Source organism: Vreelandella zhuhanensis, from assembly GCF_009793355.1.
Taxonomy (GTDB): domain Bacteria; phylum Pseudomonadota; class Gammaproteobacteria; order Pseudomonadales; family Halomonadaceae; genus Vreelandella; species Vreelandella zhuhanensis.
The window spans coordinates 137,463-156,655 of record NZ_WTKP01000007.1; the positions used below are offsets into that span (position 1 = coordinate 137,463).

The following is a 19,193-nucleotide window of genomic DNA, read 5'->3' on the forward strand; positions in this document are numbered from 1 at the left end:
CTCTCCGTCAATAGAGCTAACAATAGGAGCTTGGCAAATACGATTACCGAAATAGCGCCTGGAAGTGCTGGAAAACCCGGGCCAAGCGATAGGCAGCAGGGGAAAACGCCGATTCTACGTTAATACCGCTTAGGGGGGCAGTCGTGAGGCGGGAAGTTTGTAATGGCGAAATAACCTGAGTGAGTCCAGTCCACCGAGCGGTTTCCGGGCGCTACTCAGGCATTGAAAATTTGACACAGGTCGCTTGAAAGCAATGTCAGGTGTTGCATAACGCTTGGTAGAGAGGGGCCGAGTCTTTTAGCTGACGCATCTCGGTGGTGCGGGGCTGACGCTGTTCCCCTCCGAGGGGCACGATATCGCGGGTGGTGCAATTGAGTAGATAAGCCTGCGTGGTTACCCGGTCCATATGCAGTTTTTCAAAGTGGTAGAGGATGAATTCAACCAGTTGTTGGTCATTCGCCTCACTTTTCACCATGTTGTCCTGATCCACGACCCTGAAGGCGATGGTCATCGGAAAGAAATACGTCCAGGGGCGCCAGAAGGCTTCGCCTCTTTCACTGCTGATTACCTGCGCTGATTCAGGCAGCTGGCTTTGCTTGTGGCTAAACCAGGAATACTCGTGGTTGATTTGGTAAGCCAGCATGCCCAGCCCGGCACAGACCGGAACGATCCAGCTGGGTAGCCATTTGCGAGTCACAACCCGCAAGAACAAGCCCACTCCGGCGGCTGCTAAACCGGCAAATACTGCCGCAACTAAATGCCATAACATAATTCAACCTTCCTCAAAGCAATCGGGCTCCCCTAGGGGAAGCCCGATTTCATTTTGATTCCACAGCTCAGAGAGGCTGCATCCGGAATCGATTATGGCTTAATGGTCGACTGCCATGCCAGCTCCTTTTGGAGAGCGAACGCTTTCCACCAGGTCCTGGATAGCTTGCGGAGGTTCTTCAGTGGCACTGGATACCGCGAAGGCAACCGCAAAGTTGATCATTGCACCCACCGCGCCGAAGGACAGCGGCGAAACGCCAAGTACCCAGTTTTCCGCGGTGTTGGCCAGCATGTTGGTGCCGGGAATGAAGAGCCAGCCCAAGTAGGTGAAGATATACAGTAGGGTGCAGAGCAGACCGGCCAGCATGCCGGCAATCGCGCCTTTGCTGTTCATGCGCTTGGAGAAGATACCCATCATCAGCGCCGGGAACAGCGAAGCACCGGCGATGCCGAAGGCAAGCGCCACCGTCTGAGCCGCAAACCCGGGTGGGTTAAGACCGAGATAGGTTGCCAGCAAGATGGCGCCGCCCATGGAGATGCGCGCAGCCAGCATTTCGCCTTTTTCGGAGATCTTCGGGTTGATCATGGTCTTGATCAAGTCATGACTGATGGCCGAGGAAATGGCCAGCAACAGACCCGCGGCGGTAGATAGTGCCGCTGCAATACCACCGGCGGCGATCAGACCGATAACCCAAGGCGGCAGGTTGGCAATTTCCGGGTTGGCGAGTACCAGAATGTCGTTGTTGACATTCAGTTCGCTGCCTTCCCATCCACGCGCTTCCGCTGTATCGGCAAAGTCTTCATTGCCATCGTTGTAAAGCTGGACGCGGCCATCATTGTTGAGGTCGGTGAAGGTAATCAGGCCCGTCTCTTCCCAGGTTCTGATCCATTCGGGACGCTCTTCGTAGACCAGGGCGTTATCCATGGCCTCCTCGTAGTTTTCCACCTGACCTGCAGCTTGTGGGTAAACGGTCGTCATCAGGTTCAGGCGTGCCATGGAGGCGACAGCCGGGGCCGTCAGGTAGAGCAGGGCGATGAACACCAATGCCCAGCCCGCGGACCAACGTGCGTCAGCCACCTTGGGAACGGTGAAGAAGCGGATGATGACGTGAGGCAGACCAGCGGTACCTACCATCAGCGACAAGGTGAACAGAACCATGTTCAGCTTGTTGTCGACATCAGCCGTGTAGTCCCGGAACCCAAGCTCATTGAGTACTGTGTTCAGCTTCGTCAGCAGCGGCAAGCCGGACTCGGTATGAGTGCTGAACATGCCAAACATGGGAATGGGATTGCCGGTCAACTGCATGGCAATGAACACTGCCGGGATGGTGTAGGCAATGATCAGTACCACGTACTGCGCCACCTGGGTGTAGGTGATGCCTTTCATGCCACCGAATACGGCATACAGGAACACGATGAAGGCGGCGATCCAGATGCCCCAGGTGTTGCTGACTTCCAGAAAGCGCGAGAAGGCCACGCCAGCACCGGTCATCTGACCGATAACGTAGGTGACCGATGCCACTACCAGGCAGATTACCGCCACCAGACGTGCGGTGTTGCTGTAGAAGCGATCGCCGATGAAGTCCGGTACGGTGAACTTGCCGAACTTGCGCAAGTAAGGTGCCAGCAACATGGCCAGGATGACATAGCCGCCGGTCCAGCCCATCAGGAACGATGAGTTGGCATAGCCGCCGGACGCCAGCAGACCCGCCATGGAGATAAAGGAAGCGGCCGACATCCAGTCGGCCGCCGTTGCCATGCCGTTAGTGATCGGGTGTACCCCACCCCCTGCAACATAGAAGTCCTTGGTCGAGCCGGCACGCGCCCATACAGCGATGCCTATGTATAGGGCAAATGATGCCCCAACGAACAAAAGATTGATTGCAAATTGACTCATGCTGGCTTACTCCCCGAGTCCAAATTTTTCGTCCAGTTTGTTCATTTTCCAGGCGTAGAAGAAAATGAGCACTATGAACGTCAGAATGGAACCTTGTTGGGCAAACCAGAAACCAAGGTCGGTGCCGCCGACAGGGATACCTGCCAGCAATGGGCGGAACAGGATGGCACAGCCGTACGAGACGAATGCCCAGACGACCAGGCACCCGGCAATCAGGCGTACGTTAGCCTTCCAGTAAGCAGCAGCATTGGATTTATCGTCTGCCATAGTGGTGATCTCCACTTGTAATTTAAGGTTGGAGGGTAAGTTGCATTGAAAATGAATGACTCATCAGGGTGTCGCATGCACGGAATAGTTTCTTGTATCGCTTTTCAGCCTACAGCCATCTTGCTCGTTCATAGGTCCAAAAGGTAACAAGGTAACTGGCGTTTTCATCACTGGTGATGACAGCGCCGGTTACCCTTTACTGCCCTTGGCCGACTAAAGTCGCTCTCTACTCACCTCAATGCCTGGCTATCGAGCTACGTTACTAACATGCGATTACCCTGCCTGACTCATGAACAATACTGGGCAATAAACACAAAAATTAAATCCCAGACTTTGGTATCACGACAAAAGGGGAGTAATGAATATTTTTAATAAAACCTTAAAAAACAAAGACTTTGATAATTTTTTTGTTGTAGGGGCTTATGTGTTTCTCAAGGATACGAAACGATAGTCTAGGTATTCTCGCAAAACATGATTTTGGTATTCTGTTTTCATCGACTTTCAGTTTCTCAGCATGGGTGAGTTCTTTTCATAAGTCGTTCTTTGGGTTCCATCAAATAATGGTAAGGCGCGGTGAAACCCTTCTCCAGGTGTGGCTGCAGTTTTTGGCAAACTGCACCGAAACGAGTATTACCGGCATTGCCGGCGACAGACAGTGAATCACCACAAGCTTGTAGTACCTGTACTATAACGAGGGTAATACCATGGTCGATGTCGAACTTTCACAACCGCCTTTTTCATTGTTGGACGAGGAGGGTCGAGAACGGATACGCAGTGGTGTGGATCTGGCCTATTTTGATCGAGACGAAATCATTCTGGAAACCGGGCAGCCGGGTGAGTTTGTCTTTCTGATCCACAAAGGTGAAGTAGCTGAACTTGATCCCACCTTGCCCGCTTCAAGTGCTCGGATCGGTCTTTACACTGCCGGCGATCTTTTTGGCGCGATCAGTATCCTCAATGGCAAGAGCCGTTATCGTTTCCAGGCGGAGCAGGAGACGCTGTGCTACTTACTGCCAAAGGCCTTGTTTCAGCAGTTATGCCGAAAATATCCCGATTTCAACGATTTTTTTCGTCAAACCTTGGCCCACAAAGCGCGCTTATTGACCGAAAAGCGTGCAGAAGGTGGCGTTACCATGGCCGGGTTCATGCTGGCCAAGGTGAGTGAATGCATGCGCGCGCCCTTGATGGTCGAGGCGACGACACCAATCGACCAGGCGGTACATACCCTCAATGACAGCCATGCCGATAGCTTGTTGGTGAAAAGTCAGGAAGGCGTGGGGATGGTGACCAAGACCGATCTGCTCAATGCCTTGGTGGTCAAGGGGCTGGCGCAGAGCACTGCGGTCAAGGATATTGCCCATTTTGAGCTGGTGAGCGTCACACCGCAGCAATATCTGTTTGAAGCCTTGGTCGCCATGACGCGTCACAAAGTCGCCCGTGTAACGGTGGTGGAAGACAAGGAAGTAACCGGCGTTGTCGAACTGACGGATGTGCTGAGTTATTTCTCCAGTCGTAGCTATGTCATCAGCCTCCAAGTCGAGCAGGCGGATAGCCTGCAGGCTCTGACCGAAGCTAGCCGGCGCACCCCTGAGCTGGTTAAGGCGTTAATGGCTCAGGGAGTCAAATTACGCTTTGCCATGGATCTTCTGGCTGCACTCAACGGACGCATCATGAACAAGGCGTGGGGATTTCTGATTGATGAGCGCTACCATCGTGATAGCTGCATGATGGTGATGGGCAGTGAAGGGCGGGGCGAGCAAATTCTCAAGACCGACCAGGACAACGGATTGATTCTTGCTGACGATCTGGAGTGGCCGGATGTTGGCGAACAAATGCAAGCCCTGACGGATACGTTGGTGGAGCTGGGCTATCCTCCTTGTCCCGGCAATATCATGGTATGTAACCCTGAATGGGTGGGAACGGTAACTCAGTGGAAGCACAATATTGCTCACTGGGTCGCGGCTCGTGATGGTGAGAGCCTGATGAAGCTGGCCATCCTTCTGGACTCTCATGCGGTGGCGGGTAATGCAGCATTGCTGGAGCAGGTACGCGATGAATTGTTTGAACGCTGCGCACGAGATGAGATTTTATTGTCCTATTTTGCTCGCACGGCGCTGCGTTTCTCGACACCTTTGACATTGTTCGGCTCGCTGAAAAAACCTCAGCACGGCATTGATATCAAAAAAGGCGGTATCTTTACGATTGTGCATGGGGTTCGCACCATGGCCTTGGAGCGGCGTATCAAGGCGACGTCCACGTTTGAGCGTCTCGATGCGTTAGTGGAGGATGGGCGGCTGAAAAAACGTTTTGCCGAAGACTTGGGAGAAGCCTTGGCACTTTTCACCGAACTTCGTCTAAGACAGCAATTGGCCCAGATGGATGGGGAGGCCGAAGATCGCCAGCCGGATCGCGTGGTGGTGCAGGAACTTTCCTCATTGGAACGTGATCTGCTGCGTGAGGCCCTGCACATCGTCAAGGATTTCAAGCAGCGCCTGACGCATCGTTACCATCTGGAATATTCGTGAGTGGAGGCTGCGGGGGATCATTGGTGGATAGATTGTTGGTAGGCAAGGGGTGAGTGTTGATAGAATATTTGCCCGCCATTCCAGCCATCGGCAGGTCTTACTCTATGCAATCCGTTGAACATTTCGATCCTGATGCTTTTGCCCATTCCAGCGTGAGCGGTTCCGGTGTAGATAATTCTCATGGCGTCGTCGCGGCTTCCGAGCCAGGCAAAGATGGCAAGGAAAAACGCGCCTTCAACAAGCTGCAAAAGCGCCTGCGGCGTCAGGTAGGCAATGCCATTATTGACTATGACATGATCCAGGAAGGAGATCGCGTCATGGTATGTCTCAGTGGCGGGAAGGATAGCTACACTCTGCTGGAAATATTGCGCAGCCTGCAGCGCAATGCACCGGTTGATTTTTCCTTGATAGCAGTCAATCTTGATCAGAAACAACCCGGTTTTCCCGAGCATATCTTGCCAGCCTATCTCGACAATCTAGGTGTCGAGTATCATATTCTCGAGCAAGATACGTATTCGGTGGTCAAGGAAAAAACCCCCGAAGGCAAAACCACCTGCGCGCTGTGTTCACGGCTGCGTAGAGGGTCTTTGTATGGCTTTGCCGAAGAAATCAAGGCCACCAAAATTGCGTTGGGGCATCACCGAGAAGATATACTGGAGACCTTGTTTCTTAATCTTTTTTTCGGTGGAACGCTCAAGGCCATGCCGCCTAAGCTGCTCTCTGATGACGGAAAAAATATTGTGATTCGGCCGCTTTCGTATTGCAAGGAAGCCGATATCGCCGAGTTTTCCCGACAAATGGCTTTCCCGATCATTCCCTGCAATCTATGTGGTTCCCAGCCCAACATGCAGCGTCAGTTGGCCAAAGAGATGCTGGCGGAATGGGACAAGAAATACCCTGGCCGACTGGAGAGCATGTTCAAGGCAGTCACCAATGTGGCACCGTCTCAGTTGGCCGATCGTGAGCTGTTCGATTTTATCGGGCTGGAAGCCAAGCAGGCTGACCTGATGGCCAGCCGCATTCAGGCAGTCAAGGTGAGTTGAGCTCTTGCTCTTCTTCCTCGGATAAGGCAATCAGCGCAGGCATATCGAGAACATTGACCTCCCTTCCGGAAACCGCCACCACCTTCTGGCTTTGAAAGCGACTCAAGATGCGACTGACGGTTTCCACTGCCAGTCCCAGGTAGTTACCAATATCCGCTCGGGACATGGAAAGCCGAAAGCTATAGGGCGAATAGCCCCTGCGGCGAAACCGCTCGGATAACGTTATCAAGAAGCTTGCCAGGCGTTGGTCTGCCGTCTTGCGTGAAAGTAGGCGCATCATGCGCCGATCCTCACGTAACTCCTTGCTCATGCTGCGGTAAAGCTGTCCGCGTAATTCAGGGAGTTGCTCGGAAAGAAGATCCAGACGGTCGAAAGGAATTTCACAAACGGTAGTCGTTTCCAGCGCAATGATGCTGCCGGGATAGGTTGCTTCGTTGATGCCATCAAGACCCACCAACTCACTGGGGAGGTAAAAGTTGGTCAATTGATCGCTACCATTACCTTCCGTGGTGACTTGCTTGAGGCTGCCGGAACGCACAGCAAACACGCTGGTGAAGACATCACCTTGGCGAAATAGGGGCTCACCTTTCTTGAGCGGTGCGCGACGACGAATAATCGAGTCGAACTGATCCATGTGTTCAAGCTCAAGCGCCAAGGGGAGGCAAAGTGAGCTCAAACTGCAGGTTTGACAGTGAGCTTCGTTCAGTATGGCTCTATGACGGCCCATGATGTCCGGCATGAGTTCCTCCCTCAAATAGGTGGCAAGGACCATTATGAGGAATTAAGCGCCGGCAGCAAGTGTTGTCGAAAAAGTTCCTTAAAAAAACGGTTTTTAAAAAATCGCTTGGGCTGGTGAATGAGCATCGAAAGCCATGACTAGGCGGCCGAGCAGTAATCGCCCTTGGGCAGTAGCCACCAATCTATTACCGGTTCGCTGAATCAAGCCGGCTCGTTCGGCGTCTTCCAGCTTGGTCAAGGCATCTGCAAGATAGCGCGGTGCGTCGATGCTCCATCGTCTACTGATTTCATCAAGGTCGAGCGCCATGTCACACAACATGCATTCGATGACATGCCGGCGGATTTGGTCATCCTGTGTCAGGCGAATGCCGCGTTTTATAGCCAAGTGACCCTTATCCAAAGCTTGTTCATAGCTTGCCGGCTTAGTGGGGTTCTGGGCATAGATATTATCCACACAACTTACAGCGGAAACTCCTAAGCCCACCAAATCATATTGGGTGTGGCTGGAGTAGCTCTTGAAATTTCGCTGTAGGGTGCCTTGCTGCTGAGCGATAGCCAGGTTGTCGTCCGGTCGGACGAAATGGTCTAGTCCAATAGGCACGTAACCGGCCTGGGTCAGCATGGTGATAGCGGTATGTAGAATCGCCGTTTTTTCTTCGGGGCACGGCAGGTCGTCGCGGTTGATGTGCCGTTGGGACGCAAAACGCTCAGGCATATGACGGTAGCTGGTTATCTTGAAGCGTGCTGGGTTGAGTTCGATTGCCTGGGCGAGTGTCTTGGCGAAGCTTGTGCGAGTCTGGCAAGGCAGGCCGTAAATCAGGTCTAGAGAAAGCGAGCGAAAACCGAGACGGCTGGCTTCTTCCATCAATGTCTCGGTCAAGACGTGCGGTTGCACACGATTGATTGCATGCTGAACAGTCGGGTCGAAATCCTGTATCGACAGGCTTATCCGGTTGAAGCCCAGGGCTTGAAGATGGCGCAAGGTCAATACATCGGCTTGATGCGGGTCAATATCGATGGAGTAATCGCGGGTTGGCGCGTAGGAAAGACCAAAGCGTGCATCCAGCCGGTCGATCAAGTCGCTCATTTGATCCAATGTCAAAAAAGCCGGTGTGCCGCCCCAGTGAAGCTGTTGTATTTGACGAGAGGAATCTAGATGGCGTGAGCTCAGCACCATTTCTCGATCCAGCCGGGATAGGTAAGGCTCGGCTAGTTGGGTGTTCTGAGTGACTATCTTGTCGCAAGCGCAATAAAAGCAAACTTTTCGGCAAAATGGCACATGAACATACACGCCTAAAGGCTTGTTGCCACTATTGCTGCGCTCTAGCGCAGCAGTAAACTCTTCGGCACTGAAGTTATCATGAAAGGAGCGCGGCGTAGGGTAAGACGCATAGCGAGGCTCCTCTTTGTCGTTGCGCTGTAACATGGCTTGGTTCCAAGCTCTGCCTGGAATGAATCCGTTCAAAGCAGGGTAGCGGTCGGGAATGGCTTGAACGGGCATACAGATGCTCCGGTATCTAGAACGTAGAGTACTAATGGTAGTTCGCAGAGAGGAAAGGAAGATTGAGCTGAGTCAATGTAACGATGGTTGGGCTTAGTGAAGCGAGGAGGTTGTGAGCAATGTCCATAATTGCCAAAGCGCGAAGCTAATGATAGTTAATGCTGCCAGGCTGCGTGTGGCGCGGTGACGAATCAAGCCGGCCATCTGGCGTGCTGCAATGCCGGTAACCAGCAATGCGGGAAGCGTGCCCAGACCGAAGGCTCCCATCAGGGCGGCTCCATGCAAAGGGTCCGCTGTGGCCAGACTCCAAGCGAGCATTGAGTACACCAGACCGCAGGGCAACCAGCCCCAGATGGCACCTAGAGCAAAGGCTTGGGGGAGTTTGACCACCGGCATCAAGCGGCGCCCCAAAGGCTCCAGGTAACGCCATAACCGCTTGCCTACCGCTTCAACCTTGAGTAGCCCTTTCCACCAGTTGGCGATGTACAAGGCCATGAGGATGAGCATGACGGCGGCGAAGGCCTGAAGCACCATGCCGGCCTCGGGGGACAATGCCAGCAAGGTGCCGAGCGTTGCCACCAAGGCACCGGCAGCCATGTAGCTAACAATACGCCCGGCGTTATAACCCAATAACAGGCCTGTGAGCCTAGCTGGATGGCGCATGCTGGGCGGCACGGCAAAGGTCAGGGCGCTCATGATGCCGCCGCACATCCCGATGCAGTGAGCTCCACCCAAAAGACCGAAAACGAACGCCGCCAGCAGTGGTGGTAGGTCCATGCCGGTGGGATTCATCGAGGGCTCTCGGAGTTATCGTCCGGTCGCGTCCGGGGCTGCTTTTGCTGTTTTCTGCGCTGGCGCTCCTCGGGCGAGAGGTCGTTTTCATCTTCATCGAACAGGATGCGATGAGCGGGCCCTTCCAGATCATCGAACTGTTCATTTTTCACCGCCCAGAAAAAAGCCCAGACCGCCAACCCCAGGAGAATTAGCGATAATGGAATCAACAGATACAATATCGTCATGCGGGCACCGGCGTAGGGGAATGGGGCAGCGGCACAGTGCTGCTGCGCCAGCGGGATAGGCGTAAGGCATTGCCTACCACCACCAGTGAGCTGAGAGACATTCCGATGGCGGCAAGCCAGGGCGGTACGATACCTATCGCGGCCAGCGGCAAGGCGGAAGCGTTATAACATACCGACCAGATCATGTTTTGACGCATCACCCGGCGCGTCGCCCGAGAAATCTGGATCGCTTCGGCAATGCGCATCAGGCGTGGACTCAACAGTATCGCATCGGCGCGTGTGCGGGCCAGGTCCGTGGCGCTATTCATGGCGATCGCCACGTCAGCCCCGGCCAGCACCGGAATATCGTTGATGCCATCGCCGACCATGATCACGGTTTCGCCGCTAGCCTGCAATTGCTGCAAACGCTCAAGCTTGCCTTCAGGGGAGGTGCTTGCCTGCCAGGTATCGATATTCAGCTGTCTGGCCAAGCTTGCCACTGCATGCGACGTATCGCCTGAAAGCAGTTCGACCTTGAGGCCAGCGGCCTGTAGTGTCATTACAGTTTCTCCGGCGTCCTCGCGAATCGCGTCGTGCAGACCGAACCAGGCACGTGGCTCGCCTTCTTTCGCCAACAATAGCCATTGCCCTTCATCGGGTATGGTCGGCGGCTGTATCGCGGCGAATTCGGGTTTGCCTAGTCGCCAGCGTGCCCCGTTGATGGAGCCTGACAGCCCTTGTCCCGTATGGCTTTGCACCTCGTTTGCTTGCACGGTGGTGTCACGAAAAGGATGAAACGCTCGGGCAATGGGATGTTCCGAGTGGGCTTCAAGGGCGGCTGCCAGGGCGCGGGCATCTGCTTCGTCGATATTCCCCAGTGGAAGGGTCTGCATCAGCTGCATTTCGCCATGCGTCAGTGTGCCGGTTTTATCGAAGATCACTCTATGGGCTTGGGAGAGGGATTCCAGGGCGTCGGCACGCGTAATCAAGACGCCACGGTTACGCAGTTGGCCATGACCCGCGGTAAGAGCCGTTGGGGTGGCCAGTGCCAAGGCGCAAGGGCAGGTGACCACCAGTACGGAAAGGGTGACCCAGAGTACACGAGAGGGATCAATGAACCACCAGACCGCTGCCACGCAGGCGGTAACGATCAATAGGCGTAGCACAAAAAGGTGCGCCATGCGTGCGGCCATCTGTGCCAGACGCGGACGGCTGGCAAAGGCGCGGTCGGTCAAGTCGACAATACCAGCGACACGAGCTTCGCGTCCCGCATAAGTGACCCGAATATCCAGAGGGCTTTCCATGTTCTGACTGCCCCCGGTGACTTCATCGCCTATTCGCCGAGTGACAGGTAGGTATTCGCCGGTCAGCATGGACTCGTCGAGACTTGATTCGCCCGCTTCTATTATGCCGTCAGCGGGTACGCTATGGCCTGGTTTTACTCTGACTCGGTCGCCTGTTCTGAGCTCTGAGGCGGGGAGAATGCGTTCATTGCCCTCATCATCCAGGCGAACGGCAGAAAGGGGTAGCGCGCCACTCAAGGCATTGCCGCTATGCCCACTGCGACGGCGGGCGCGGGTTTCCACATAACGGGCGAACAGCAGGAAGAAAGTGAACATGGCCACTGAATCGAAATACACTTCCCCCACGCCGAATATCACGGCATAACCGCTGGCGAGATAAGCGCCACCAATGGCTAGTGATACCGAAACATCCATGCCGAGTACGCCTGTTTTTACATCCCGCACGGCATTGCGGAAAAACGGCAAGGCGGAAAAAAATACGACCGGTGTTGCTAGTGCAAACGACAGCCAGTGGAACAGGGCGTAGAAATCTTCGCTGATCTCGCCTGGTGAAGAGACATAGATAGGGATGGAAAACATCATCACCTGCATCATCCCCACAGCGGCGATAATCAAACGCCGTACGTTCATTCGTTCTTCGTGCTGCAGGCGCGCCTGAGCCTGATCCGGCTCATAAGGTTGGGCGTTATAGCCGATAGCCGCCATTTCGGCAAGTAGCTCGGAAAGCTTGATCTGATCGGGGTCCCAGCTGACACGGACCCGGTGGTGGGTCAGGTTGACGGCACTGGATTTTACTCCCGGCATGGCGTTCAGGCGGTGCTCGATCAACCAGGCGCAGGCCGCACAGGTAATGCCTTCCACCGCTAGTGTGGTGGCGACATGCCCTTCATCGCCGTCGGGATGGACAAATTGCTGTTGCAGGCCTGGGTCGTCGAAGACCGACCAGGTGTCGGCACGCACGGCTTGGCGTTCATCCGGGCGCTCTGGAAGTTCGGTACGATAGCGGTAATAACTTTCCAGACCACCGTCGACGATAGCATGGGCTACCGCTTCGCAGCCTGGGCAGCAAAGCGGGTGGGTGTCCTCGTCCAGGGTGATGGTCCAAGGTGCTGCAGCGGGCACTGGGTTACCGCAATGGTAGCAGGCAGGTGCGTGGCTCATTCGCTTTCTTTACGCCCTCCCGGCAGTAACACGATGCTGTTATCACTGGGGAAGGTAGCCTCACCCGTGAGACGCCAATCGCTATCTTGCTGATCGGGCTGTAGCTGCAGATACCAACGATAGCGCAGGTTATCGGGGCCTTGAGTGATATAACGGCCGTCGCGGACATGCTCGAGCACGAACGATTGGTCACGGTTATTTTCCGTGGGGAAAATGAGCTGTAAATACAACTTTTCGGGGCGTGTATCGCCCGCCAAGTCCACCACGATATCGCTGGTGAGCGGATCAAGAAGCAGCTCTGCGCTCAAGTTCAATTCACGCGCACGTACTTGCTTGGCGATTACCATGTTAATGGCTTTGCCATGCTCGTAATAATCTTCCTGGACGACCATGCCGTCGAAGCTCTTTATCGACACGACGGCAAAAGTGGTGCTGACGATAATCGAGGAAAACAGCAGGCCGAGTAAGAACCACGGCCAAAACTGCTTGTACCAAGGAGGTATCTTTGTGGGTGTCGTGGTAGGCATGTTACCTCCTTATGTTGCCGATAAAGCGTATGTCACGCTCTAGGCTGATACTTTCATCCTGCTGAGATTCAATAGTCAGGAAGATGGAATGGCTGGGTTTTTCGATAACCTCCTCATCGGCGGTCACGTCAATCACGAGTAGGCGTGATTCACCGGCTTCCACGTCGAGCGTCTTGTGATCAAGAGTGAGCCCCGGAAGTCCGGAAACACTTAGCTGATAGGTATGGTCACGATCATCCAGGTTACGCACGTTCAATGTATAAACGTTAGTGATGCGACCGTCACGTGTCATTTGATAAAGCTGATTGCGCTCACGTTCCACATCAAAGCCCAATGGCAGGCGATCACCTACCGCCCAGGCAAATACCCCGATCATGATCACCAGGGCGGCAAAATAGCCTGCGAGGCGGGGGCGCAGAATGTGACTCTTCTTACCCTCCAGCGCATTTTCTGTGGTGTAACGCACCAGGCCGCGCGGGTAGTCCATCTTGTCCATCACGCTATCGCAGGCATCGATGCAGGCGGCACAGCTTATGCATTCATATTGCAGACCGTCACGAATGTCGATCCCCACGGGGCATACCTGAACGCAAAGCTCGCAGTCGATACAGTCGCCCAAGCCCTTTTCCTTGGGATCGACACCTTTTTTACGCGCGCCGCGAGGTTCACCACGCTCTTGATCATAAGACACAATCAAGGTGTCGCGGTCGAACATGACCGATTGGAAACGGGCATAGGGGCACATGTAAAAGCACACCTGCTCGCGCAACCAGCCAGCATTCAAATAGGTGAATACCAGAAAGAAACCCACCCAAAAATACGACCAGCCATGCGCCTCAAAGGTGGGAAGATCAACTACTAACTGGCGAATCGGGGTGAAATAACCCACGAATGTAATGCCGGTAGCCAGAGCAATCAGCAGCCAAATAGTATGTTTTGCGCTCTTGCGGGCTAATTTCTCAGATGTCATGGGCTGTTTGTCGAGCTTGATGCGCTTGTTGCGTTGCCCTTCGATGCGGTGCTCGACCCACATGAACAAGAAGGTCCAGACACTTTGCGGACAGGTATAGCCGCACCAGACTCGGCCTGCAAAAACCGTGATGAAAAAAAGACCAAAGGCACAGATGATCAGCAGCCAGGAAAGCAGCATGAACTCCTGAGGATAAAATGTCCCGGCAAAGAGGTGAAATTCCCTACTCGGCAGGTCAAACCAGATGATCGGCCGATCTCCCCACCGGATCCATGGAAGCAGAAAGAATGCCAGCATCAGTACCCAGTTGGCGCTGCGCCGGATTTTCTGGAATAGCCCCTTTATTTCACGCACATAAATATGCTGCCGTCTAGCATACATTTCCTGGGTGGCTGATTGATCCTTGGGGGCGTAATGACCCACGGAATCCGGAGTTACATCTTCGCTGGGTATTCTTTCCATAATGATGTCATAGCTCAGAAGGAACAGAAGGAAGCTGCTCCAGAGAATGGAGCCTCATTATAACTATTCATCGTCGCCAACAAGAAAGGGTGCGACTCGAAGCCGCACCCTTTGGTTAAAAACGCTAATTGAATCAGTCTTGTAGGCGAAAGCTATAGACGTAAGCCGCTACCAGATGAACCCGTTCTTCACCAATGTAAGAGGCCTGTGCCGGCATGTGTCCGTTACGCCCGTTACGCAGTGTTTGACGAACTGAATCCGCGACTTCCTGGCCAGGAGCCAAGTAGAGCCAAGTGTCGTTGGTCAGGTTGGGCGCGCCCAAGGCCTGATTACCGGTACCGCTTGGTCCATGGCATGCCGCACATACCGATGCGAAGGTGGCTTCACCTTGCTCGGCACTCTCGGCGTCGTGCTCAAGCCCAGAAAGAGAGAGGACATATTGTGTCAGGTTGCCAATATTGTTCTCCCCCAACTGCTGCCAGGAAGGCATCAAACCATTACGTCCATTGTGCAGGGACGTCAGAATGTTCTCCGGCTCTCCCCCATATAGCCAGTCATCATCGGTGAGATTGGGGAAACCATACCCGCCCTGGGCGTTGGAGCCGTGACAAACGGCACAGTTATTCTGGTAGACGCGCTCGGCCACTTGCATGGCTTCTTCGTTTTCTGCCAGTTCAGGAATCGGTACTTCCTGATATTGCGCGAAAATCGGTGTGAAACGTTCTTCGGCCTGAGCCACTTCCTCTTCCCATTGACCTTCCTGTGTCCAACCCAGAATGCCGGCAAAATTGCCCAGGCCTGGGTAAAGCACCAGATAGCCCAAAGAAAATATGATGGTGGCGATAAACAACTGAAACCACCATTTGGGCAGAGCGTTATCATATTCTTCAATTCCGTCTGCTGCGTGCCCTGTGGTTTCCACATTGCCGTCGGCGTCAGGAGTTTTATCGGTACGGCGATTCGAGACTAGGATCCACCAGCTGAAGGCAATGGTGCCAAGCGTGATGATGATGATCCAAGCACTCCAGAAGCCGGATAGGGAGTCACCCCAGAGATTATTCATATGTTTTTGTCTCCCCCGTCGTGTCGGGAATTGGTCTGCTCTTCTTGCGCGGCGTGTTGTTTGCGGATTTCTTCTTCATCTTTATCATCGGCGAAGGGCAAGTTGGCCGCTTCGTCGAAATCCGGCTTGCGTCGCTTGGAGTAGGCCCACCAGGTGATGCCAATGAAGGCGACCAGAAGCATAAAAGTGATAAGGCCGCGAAAGGTTCCCGTATCCATAACTTAGCGAGTGCCCTCAAGCACAGTTCCGAGTTGTTGCAAATAAGCGATTAACGCGGTGATTTCTTGAGTTCCCTGAACGTCACGCTTGGCATTTTCGATCTGCTCGTCGGTATACGGGACGCCTAGAATGCGCAATGTGCTCATCTTGGCGGCCATGTCTTCACCATCGAGGGTATTCTCGAACAGCCAAGGGTAGGAAGGCATGATCGATTCAGGAACGACGTCGCGCGGGTTGTACAGGTGGGCACGATGCCAGTCATCACTGTAACGGCCGCCGACGCGTGCCAAGTCCGGGCCTGTGCGCTTGGAGCCCCACAGGAAGTTGTGGTCGTAGATCGACTCGCCAGCCACGCTATAGTGACCGTAGCGTTCTGTCTCTGCGCGGAACGGACGAATCATCTGGGAATGACAGCCGACACAGCCTTCCCGGCGATAGATGTCGCGCCCTGCCAGCTCCAGAGCGGAAAGCGGTTCAAGCCCTTCCACCGGTTCCGTGGTTTGTTTCTGGAAAAACAACGGTACCACTTCTGCCAGGCCGCCGAAGCTGATCACTACCAGGATCAAGACGGCGAGCAGACCGACATTCTTTTCAACAATCTCGTGTTTCATTGGTCTTGGTATCCCCGTTTAAGCCGCTTGCGGTGCAGGCTGCTGACGAATGGCTTCGCTACGCTTCACCGTCATGTAGACGTTGTAGGCCATGATCAGCATGCCGGTTACCCAGAACAAGCCGCCAATCAAGCGAACGAAATAGCCTGGTCCGCTGGCTTCCACGGATTCGATGAAGGTATACATCAAGGTGCCGTCCGGGTTGATGGCGCGCCACATCAGGCCTTGCAGAATGCCGTTGACCCACATGGAGGCGATATACAGCACGGTGCCGATGGTCGCCAGCCAGAAATGCACGGCAATCAAATTGACCGAGTGCATTTGTACCTGGCCGAACAGGCGTGGAATCAAGTGGTACATGGAGCCGATGGTAATCATGGCGACCCAGCCCAGCGCACCCGCATGTACGTGTCCAATGGTCCAGTCAGTGTAGTGAGAAAGAGCATTGACGGTCTTGATGGCCATCATTGGACCTTCAAAGGTCGACATGCCGTAGAACGACAGTGCCACGACCAGAAAACGCAAGGTCGGATCGGTGCGTAGCTTATGCCAGGCGCCTGATAGCGTCATCATGCCGTTGATCATGCCACCCCAAGAAGGTGCAAGCAGGATGATCGACATGACCATGCCCAAAGACTGCGCCCAGTTAGGCAGAGCGGTGTAATGCAGGTGGTGCGGGCCGGCCCACATGTAAATCATGATCAGCGCCCAGAAGTGGACGATGGAGAGCCGGTAGGAGTACACCGGACGCTCCGCCTGCTTGGGTACGAAGTAATACATCATCCCCAGGAAGCCGGCAGTAAGGAAAAACCCTACCGCGTTATGCCCGTACCACCATTGCACCATGGCATCGATGGAGCCGGCATAAAGCGAGGTGGAATACATGGCCGTGACTGGAATGGCTGCATTGTTGACGATGTGCAGCACGGCCACGGTCAGAATGAAGGCAGCAAAGAACCAGTTGGCCACATAGATATGCGACGTCGTCCGCTTCTTGATGGTCATCAAGAATACCAATGCATACGTCACCCAGACAACGGCGATCAATATGTTGATTGGCCATTCCAGTTCGGCGTATTCCTTGGTGGTGGTGTGACCCAAGGGTAGCGAAATGACGGCGGAAAGAATGACAGCTTGCCAGCCCCAGAATGTAAACGCCGCGAGCTTGTCGGAAAAAAGACGTACCTGACAAGTACGCTGTACGACGTAATAAGACGTGGCAAACAATGCTGAGCCACCGAAGGCGAAGATGACGGCATTGGTATGCAGCGGGCGTAGCCGCCCAAAGCTCGTCCAAGGTAGATCGAGATTCAGTTGCGGCCATACCAGCTGTGCGGCAAGGATGACACCGAGGAGCATGCCCACGATGCCCCATACCACTGTCATGATCGCGAACTGCCGAACTACCTTGTAATTGTAGGTCGGGTGTTCTAGTGCTGAGTTCATTTGAATGTTCCCATCGAACGCGGTTAGGGGGTAACCCGTAGCATTGTGCTCGGGTGCGGCCACCCGCTTGATGATGCAGGTCAATAATTCCGTTTGGTATTCTATCGCAGCCACGCTACAAGCTGAACAAGGCGTTTGGCTAAGCGATTATATACGCAAGCAATAACGTCTGGGTTCGAGCCTTGCGGGTGGATTTTTGTAGCACCCTTTATTATTAGCCTACAAACCTTCCAAACGCCTGGAATCGCCTTTATTGCAAGCATTTGCGAGTGCAGCGGTTAACCGGAAGGCCTGTTATCCCTACTGTTTTTTTGAGGACCGAGAAGCGATCCTGGTTGGCCTGCGACAAATTGCCTCCATGTTTGTCTCACAGGTATTTCTTCAAGATGATTGACCCAGAGGCGCGTATATTGCATTCTTCACGCGCTCGCAGCAGGCTGCCGTGGCAGGGAGATAATTCATGACAATCAAATTTTCATGAATATTGACATCCCCCTGAGTTTTGGTAGAATGCAGCGCCACGTGACCAGACGGGTGGTTAGCTCAGTTGGGAGAGCACCAGCCTTACAAGCTGGGGGTCACTGGTTCGAACCCAGTACCACCCACCATCACCTAGGTGATGTGATCACGTTGAAAAAGCAAAGAAAAACGTAGTCTGAAGTTTTGATGCATATAGCGGACCGGTAGTTCAGTTGGTTAGAATGCCGGCCTGTCACGCCGGAGGTCGCGAGTTCGAGTCTCGTCCGGTCCGCCAGCATCATCCTCCTAGTCTTGCTTTTCTGAGTGAATTTTCATTATGCGGACCGGTAGTTCAGTTGGTTAGAATGCCGGCCTGTCACGCCGGAGGTCGCGAGTTCGAGTCTCGTCCGGTCCGCCATGATGAAAGTGCCGAATTTGTAGTAGAAAGTAGTAAGAACAGCGTTATTAGAATGCTTATGCGTGGGTGATTAGCTCAGTTGGTTAGAGCACCAGCCTCACATGCTGGGGGTCACTGGTTCGAATCCGGTATCACCCACCACGCGGACCGGTAGTTCAGTTGGTTAGAATGCCGGCCTGTCACGCCGGAGGTCGCGAGTTCGAGTCTCGTCCGGTCCGCCATTTAGCATCTACGAATCCCTAAGCCCCGGATCAGGTAACTGATCCGGGGTTTTCGTCATGGGCGCTTTTCGGTAAATATGTTTAGCCGCCGACAGCCTTGACGCCTGCCTTGGCTACTTGGGCATCTTGATCCGGCTTTACCCCGGAAATGCCCACTGCACCAATTACCTGGCCATCAATGATGACTGGTACGCCACCTTCGAGCATTCCTTCCAATGGGGCTGAAAGAAACGCATTTCGCCCGCCATTGATCATGTCTTCGAAGACCTTGGTTTCCTTGCGCCCGATAGAAGCACTACGCGCCTTTTCGGTGGCTACGTAAGCGCTCATGGGGGCGGCGTTATCCAGGCGACGCAATCCCAACAAATGACCACCATCATCACTGACCGCAATAGTCACCGGCCAGCCATTGCTGTCGGCTTCCTGTTGGGCAGCGTCCAGCATGGCGGTGACATCGGCTTGGGACAAAACAGATTTGGTCTGCATGAGAGTTTCCTTTTGATGATTGATTGTCGATCAGGGGTGGTGAGCAAATGCCCGAAAAGTCGATGCCGGCACGACTCGCAGCTGAATCATGCCGGCATCAAGCTTGAAG

At 54.0% G+C, this 19,193-nt stretch carries 17 protein-coding genes and 5 tRNA genes; 7 read left to right on the plus strand and 15 right to left on the minus strand.

What is annotated here, in order from left to right:
- Positions 1-256: 256 nt before the first annotated feature.
- The 3 genes from GPM19_RS11105 to GPM19_RS11115 all read right to left on the minus strand — a co-directional run bounded on the left by GPM19_RS11105 (position 257) and on the right by GPM19_RS11115 (position 2,932).
- Positions 257-769, minus strand: coding sequence for a hypothetical protein (locus GPM19_RS11105; RefSeq protein ID WP_160419108.1), 513 nt, complete (start codon positions 767-769; stop codon positions 257-259).
- A 99-nt stretch (positions 770-868) separates the two neighbouring features.
- Positions 869-2,665 (minus strand): sodium:solute symporter family protein, encoded by a 1,797-nt coding sequence (locus GPM19_RS11110; protein WP_160419109.1) that lies wholly within the window; start codon positions 2,663-2,665, stop codon positions 869-871.
- Positions 2,666-2,671: 6 nt separating this feature from the next.
- Entirely contained in the window at positions 2,672-2,932 is a 261-nt protein-coding gene (locus GPM19_RS11115; RefSeq protein WP_114485728.1) for a DUF4212 domain-containing protein, read from the minus strand.
- Between the two features lie 704 nt (positions 2,933-3,636).
- On the opposite strand from GPM19_RS11115, the gene GPM19_RS11120 reads away from it, so the two are divergent.
- Positions 3,637-5,457, plus strand: coding sequence for a putative nucleotidyltransferase substrate binding domain-containing protein (locus GPM19_RS11120; RefSeq protein ID WP_160419110.1), 1,821 nt, complete (start codon positions 3,637-3,639; stop codon positions 5,455-5,457).
- 104 nt (positions 5,458-5,561) lie between these two features.
- Positions 5,562-6,500 carry a tRNA 2-thiocytidine(32) synthetase TtcA gene (gene ttcA, locus GPM19_RS11125; RefSeq protein ID WP_160419111.1) on the plus strand — a complete coding sequence of 313 codons (939 nt, stop codon included), beginning with the start codon at positions 5,562-5,564 and terminating at the stop codon, positions 6,498-6,500.
- Here ttcA and fnr read toward each other — a convergent pair.
- From fnr to ccoN, 11 genes are all read right to left on the minus strand, one after another.
- Positions 6,487-7,239: a fumarate/nitrate reduction transcriptional regulator Fnr gene (fnr, locus tag GPM19_RS11130; protein ID WP_160419112.1), complete on the minus strand. Its 753-nt coding sequence runs from the start codon at positions 7,237-7,239 to the stop codon at positions 6,487-6,489. The two genes, ttcA and fnr, sit on opposite strands and share 14 nt — an antisense overlap.
- A 93-nt stretch (positions 7,240-7,332) precedes the next feature.
- On the minus strand, positions 7,333-8,664 hold the full coding sequence (gene hemN, locus GPM19_RS11135) for an oxygen-independent coproporphyrinogen III oxidase (protein ID WP_227842368.1): 1,332 nt from the start codon (positions 8,662-8,664) through the stop codon (positions 7,333-7,335).
- Positions 8,665-8,832: 168 nt separating this feature from the next.
- Complete coding sequence (locus tag GPM19_RS11140; RefSeq protein ID WP_160419114.1) at positions 8,833-9,531, minus strand: sulfite exporter TauE/SafE family protein; 699 nt, start codon at positions 9,529-9,531, stop codon at positions 8,833-8,835.
- The gene (gene ccoS, locus GPM19_RS11145) at positions 9,528-9,758 is read right to left on the minus strand and encodes a cbb3-type cytochrome oxidase assembly protein CcoS (protein ID WP_160419115.1); all 231 of its coding nucleotides are present in this window, start codon (positions 9,756-9,758) and stop codon (positions 9,528-9,530) included. The genes GPM19_RS11140 and ccoS overlap by 4 nt, the downstream gene beginning before the upstream one ends.
- Entirely contained in the window at positions 9,755-12,202 is a 2,448-nt protein-coding gene (locus GPM19_RS11150; protein ID WP_160419116.1) for a heavy metal translocating P-type ATPase, read from the minus strand. The genes ccoS and GPM19_RS11150 overlap by 4 nt, the downstream gene beginning before the upstream one ends.
- Positions 12,199-12,729 carry a FixH family protein gene (locus GPM19_RS11155; RefSeq protein ID WP_160419117.1) on the minus strand — a complete coding sequence of 177 codons (531 nt, stop codon included), beginning with the start codon at positions 12,727-12,729 and terminating at the stop codon, positions 12,199-12,201. Before GPM19_RS11155 ends, GPM19_RS11150 begins: the two co-directional genes overlap by 4 nt.
- Position 12,730: 1 nt before the next feature.
- Positions 12,731-14,161, minus strand: a complete 1,431-nt coding sequence (ccoG, locus tag GPM19_RS11160) for a cytochrome c oxidase accessory protein CcoG (protein WP_160419118.1) — start codon at positions 14,159-14,161, stop codon at positions 12,731-12,733.
- A 133-nt stretch (positions 14,162-14,294) separates the two neighbouring features.
- Positions 14,295-15,224: a cytochrome-c oxidase, cbb3-type subunit III gene (gene ccoP, locus GPM19_RS11165; protein WP_160419119.1), complete on the minus strand. Its 930-nt coding sequence runs from the start codon at positions 15,222-15,224 to the stop codon at positions 14,295-14,297.
- Positions 15,221-15,442, minus strand: a complete 222-nt coding sequence (locus tag GPM19_RS11170; protein ID WP_160419120.1) for a cbb3-type cytochrome oxidase subunit 3 — start codon at positions 15,440-15,442, stop codon at positions 15,221-15,223. Before GPM19_RS11170 ends, ccoP begins: the two co-directional genes overlap by 4 nt.
- A 3-nt stretch (positions 15,443-15,445) precedes the next feature.
- Entirely contained in the window at positions 15,446-16,054 is a 609-nt protein-coding gene (ccoO, locus tag GPM19_RS11175; RefSeq protein ID WP_160419121.1) for a cytochrome-c oxidase, cbb3-type subunit II, read from the minus strand.
- An 18-nt stretch (positions 16,055-16,072) separates the two neighbouring features.
- On the minus strand, positions 16,073-17,500 hold the full coding sequence (gene ccoN / locus GPM19_RS11180; protein WP_160419122.1) for a cytochrome-c oxidase, cbb3-type subunit I: 1,428 nt from the start codon (positions 17,498-17,500) through the stop codon (positions 16,073-16,075).
- Between the two features lie 532 nt (positions 17,501-18,032).
- Between ccoN and GPM19_RS11185 the strand changes: the two genes are divergently transcribed.
- The 5 genes from GPM19_RS11185 (at position 18,033) to GPM19_RS11205 (ending at position 18,598) form a co-directional block, all read left to right on the plus strand.
- Positions 18,033-18,108: transfer RNA gene (locus tag GPM19_RS11185), tRNA-Val, on the plus strand.
- A gap of 69 nt (positions 18,109-18,177) precedes the next feature.
- Positions 18,178-18,254, plus strand: a tRNA-Asp gene (locus GPM19_RS11190).
- Positions 18,255-18,300: 46 nt separating this feature from the next.
- A tRNA-Asp gene (locus GPM19_RS11195) sits at positions 18,301-18,377 on the plus strand.
- Between the two features lie 64 nt (positions 18,378-18,441).
- Positions 18,442-18,518 (plus strand) — tRNA-Val (locus GPM19_RS11200).
- 3 nt (positions 18,519-18,521) lie between these two features.
- Positions 18,522-18,598, plus strand: a tRNA-Asp gene (locus GPM19_RS11205).
- 81 nt (positions 18,599-18,679) lie between these two features.
- Here GPM19_RS11205 and GPM19_RS11210 read toward each other — a convergent pair.
- Entirely contained in the window at positions 18,680-19,084 is a 405-nt protein-coding gene (locus GPM19_RS11210; RefSeq protein WP_160419123.1) for a heme-binding protein, read from the minus strand.
- Between the last annotated feature and the right edge of the window lie 109 nt (positions 19,085-19,193).

Excerpts from the sequence above, each read along its gene's own strand:
- GPM19_RS11105 (WP_160419108.1), bottom strand. The coding sequence starts at position 769 with ATGTTATGGCATTTAGTTGCGGCAGTATTTGCCGGTTTAGCAGCCGCC.
- GPM19_RS11110 (WP_160419109.1), bottom strand. The coding sequence starts at position 2,665 with ATGAGTCAATTTGCAATCAATCTTTTGTTCGTTGGGGCATCATTTGCC.
- GPM19_RS11115 (WP_114485728.1), bottom strand. The coding sequence starts at position 2,932 with ATGGCAGACGATAAATCCAATGCTGCTGCTTACTGGAAGGCTAACGTA.
- GPM19_RS11120 (WP_160419110.1), top strand. The coding sequence starts at position 3,637 with ATGGTCGATGTCGAACTTTCACAACCGCCTTTTTCATTGTTGGACGAG.
- ttcA (WP_160419111.1), top strand. The coding sequence starts at position 5,562 with ATGCAATCCGTTGAACATTTCGATCCTGATGCTTTTGCCCATTCCAGC.
- fnr (WP_160419112.1), bottom strand. The coding sequence starts at position 7,239 with ATGCCGGACATCATGGGCCGTCATAGAGCCATACTGAACGAAGCTCAC.
- hemN (WP_227842368.1), bottom strand. The coding sequence starts at position 8,664 with ATGTTACAGCGCAACGACAAAGAGGAGCCTCGCTATGCGTCTTACCCT.
- GPM19_RS11140 (WP_160419114.1), bottom strand. The coding sequence starts at position 9,531 with ATGAATCCCACCGGCATGGACCTACCACCACTGCTGGCGGCGTTCGTT.
- ccoS (WP_160419115.1), bottom strand. The coding sequence starts at position 9,758 with ATGACGATATTGTATCTGTTGATTCCATTATCGCTAATTCTCCTGGGG.
- GPM19_RS11150 (WP_160419116.1), bottom strand. The coding sequence starts at position 12,202 with ATGAGCCACGCACCTGCCTGCTACCATTGCGGTAACCCAGTGCCCGCT.
- GPM19_RS11155 (WP_160419117.1), bottom strand. The coding sequence starts at position 12,729 with ATGCCTACCACGACACCCACAAAGATACCTCCTTGGTACAAGCAGTTT.
- ccoG (WP_160419118.1), bottom strand. The coding sequence starts at position 14,161 with ATGGAAAGAATACCCAGCGAAGATGTAACTCCGGATTCCGTGGGTCAT.
- ccoP (WP_160419119.1), bottom strand. The coding sequence starts at position 15,224 with ATGAATAATCTCTGGGGTGACTCCCTATCCGGCTTCTGGAGTGCTTGG.
- GPM19_RS11170 (WP_160419120.1), bottom strand. The coding sequence starts at position 15,442 with ATGGATACGGGAACCTTTCGCGGCCTTATCACTTTTATGCTTCTGGTC.
- ccoO (WP_160419121.1), bottom strand. The coding sequence starts at position 16,054 with ATGAAACACGAGATTGTTGAAAAGAATGTCGGTCTGCTCGCCGTCTTG.
- ccoN (WP_160419122.1), bottom strand. The coding sequence starts at position 17,500 with ATGAACTCAGCACTAGAACACCCGACCTACAATTACAAGGTAGTTCGG.
- GPM19_RS11210 (WP_160419123.1), bottom strand. The coding sequence starts at position 19,084 with ATGCAGACCAAATCTGTTTTGTCCCAAGCCGATGTCACCGCCATGCTG.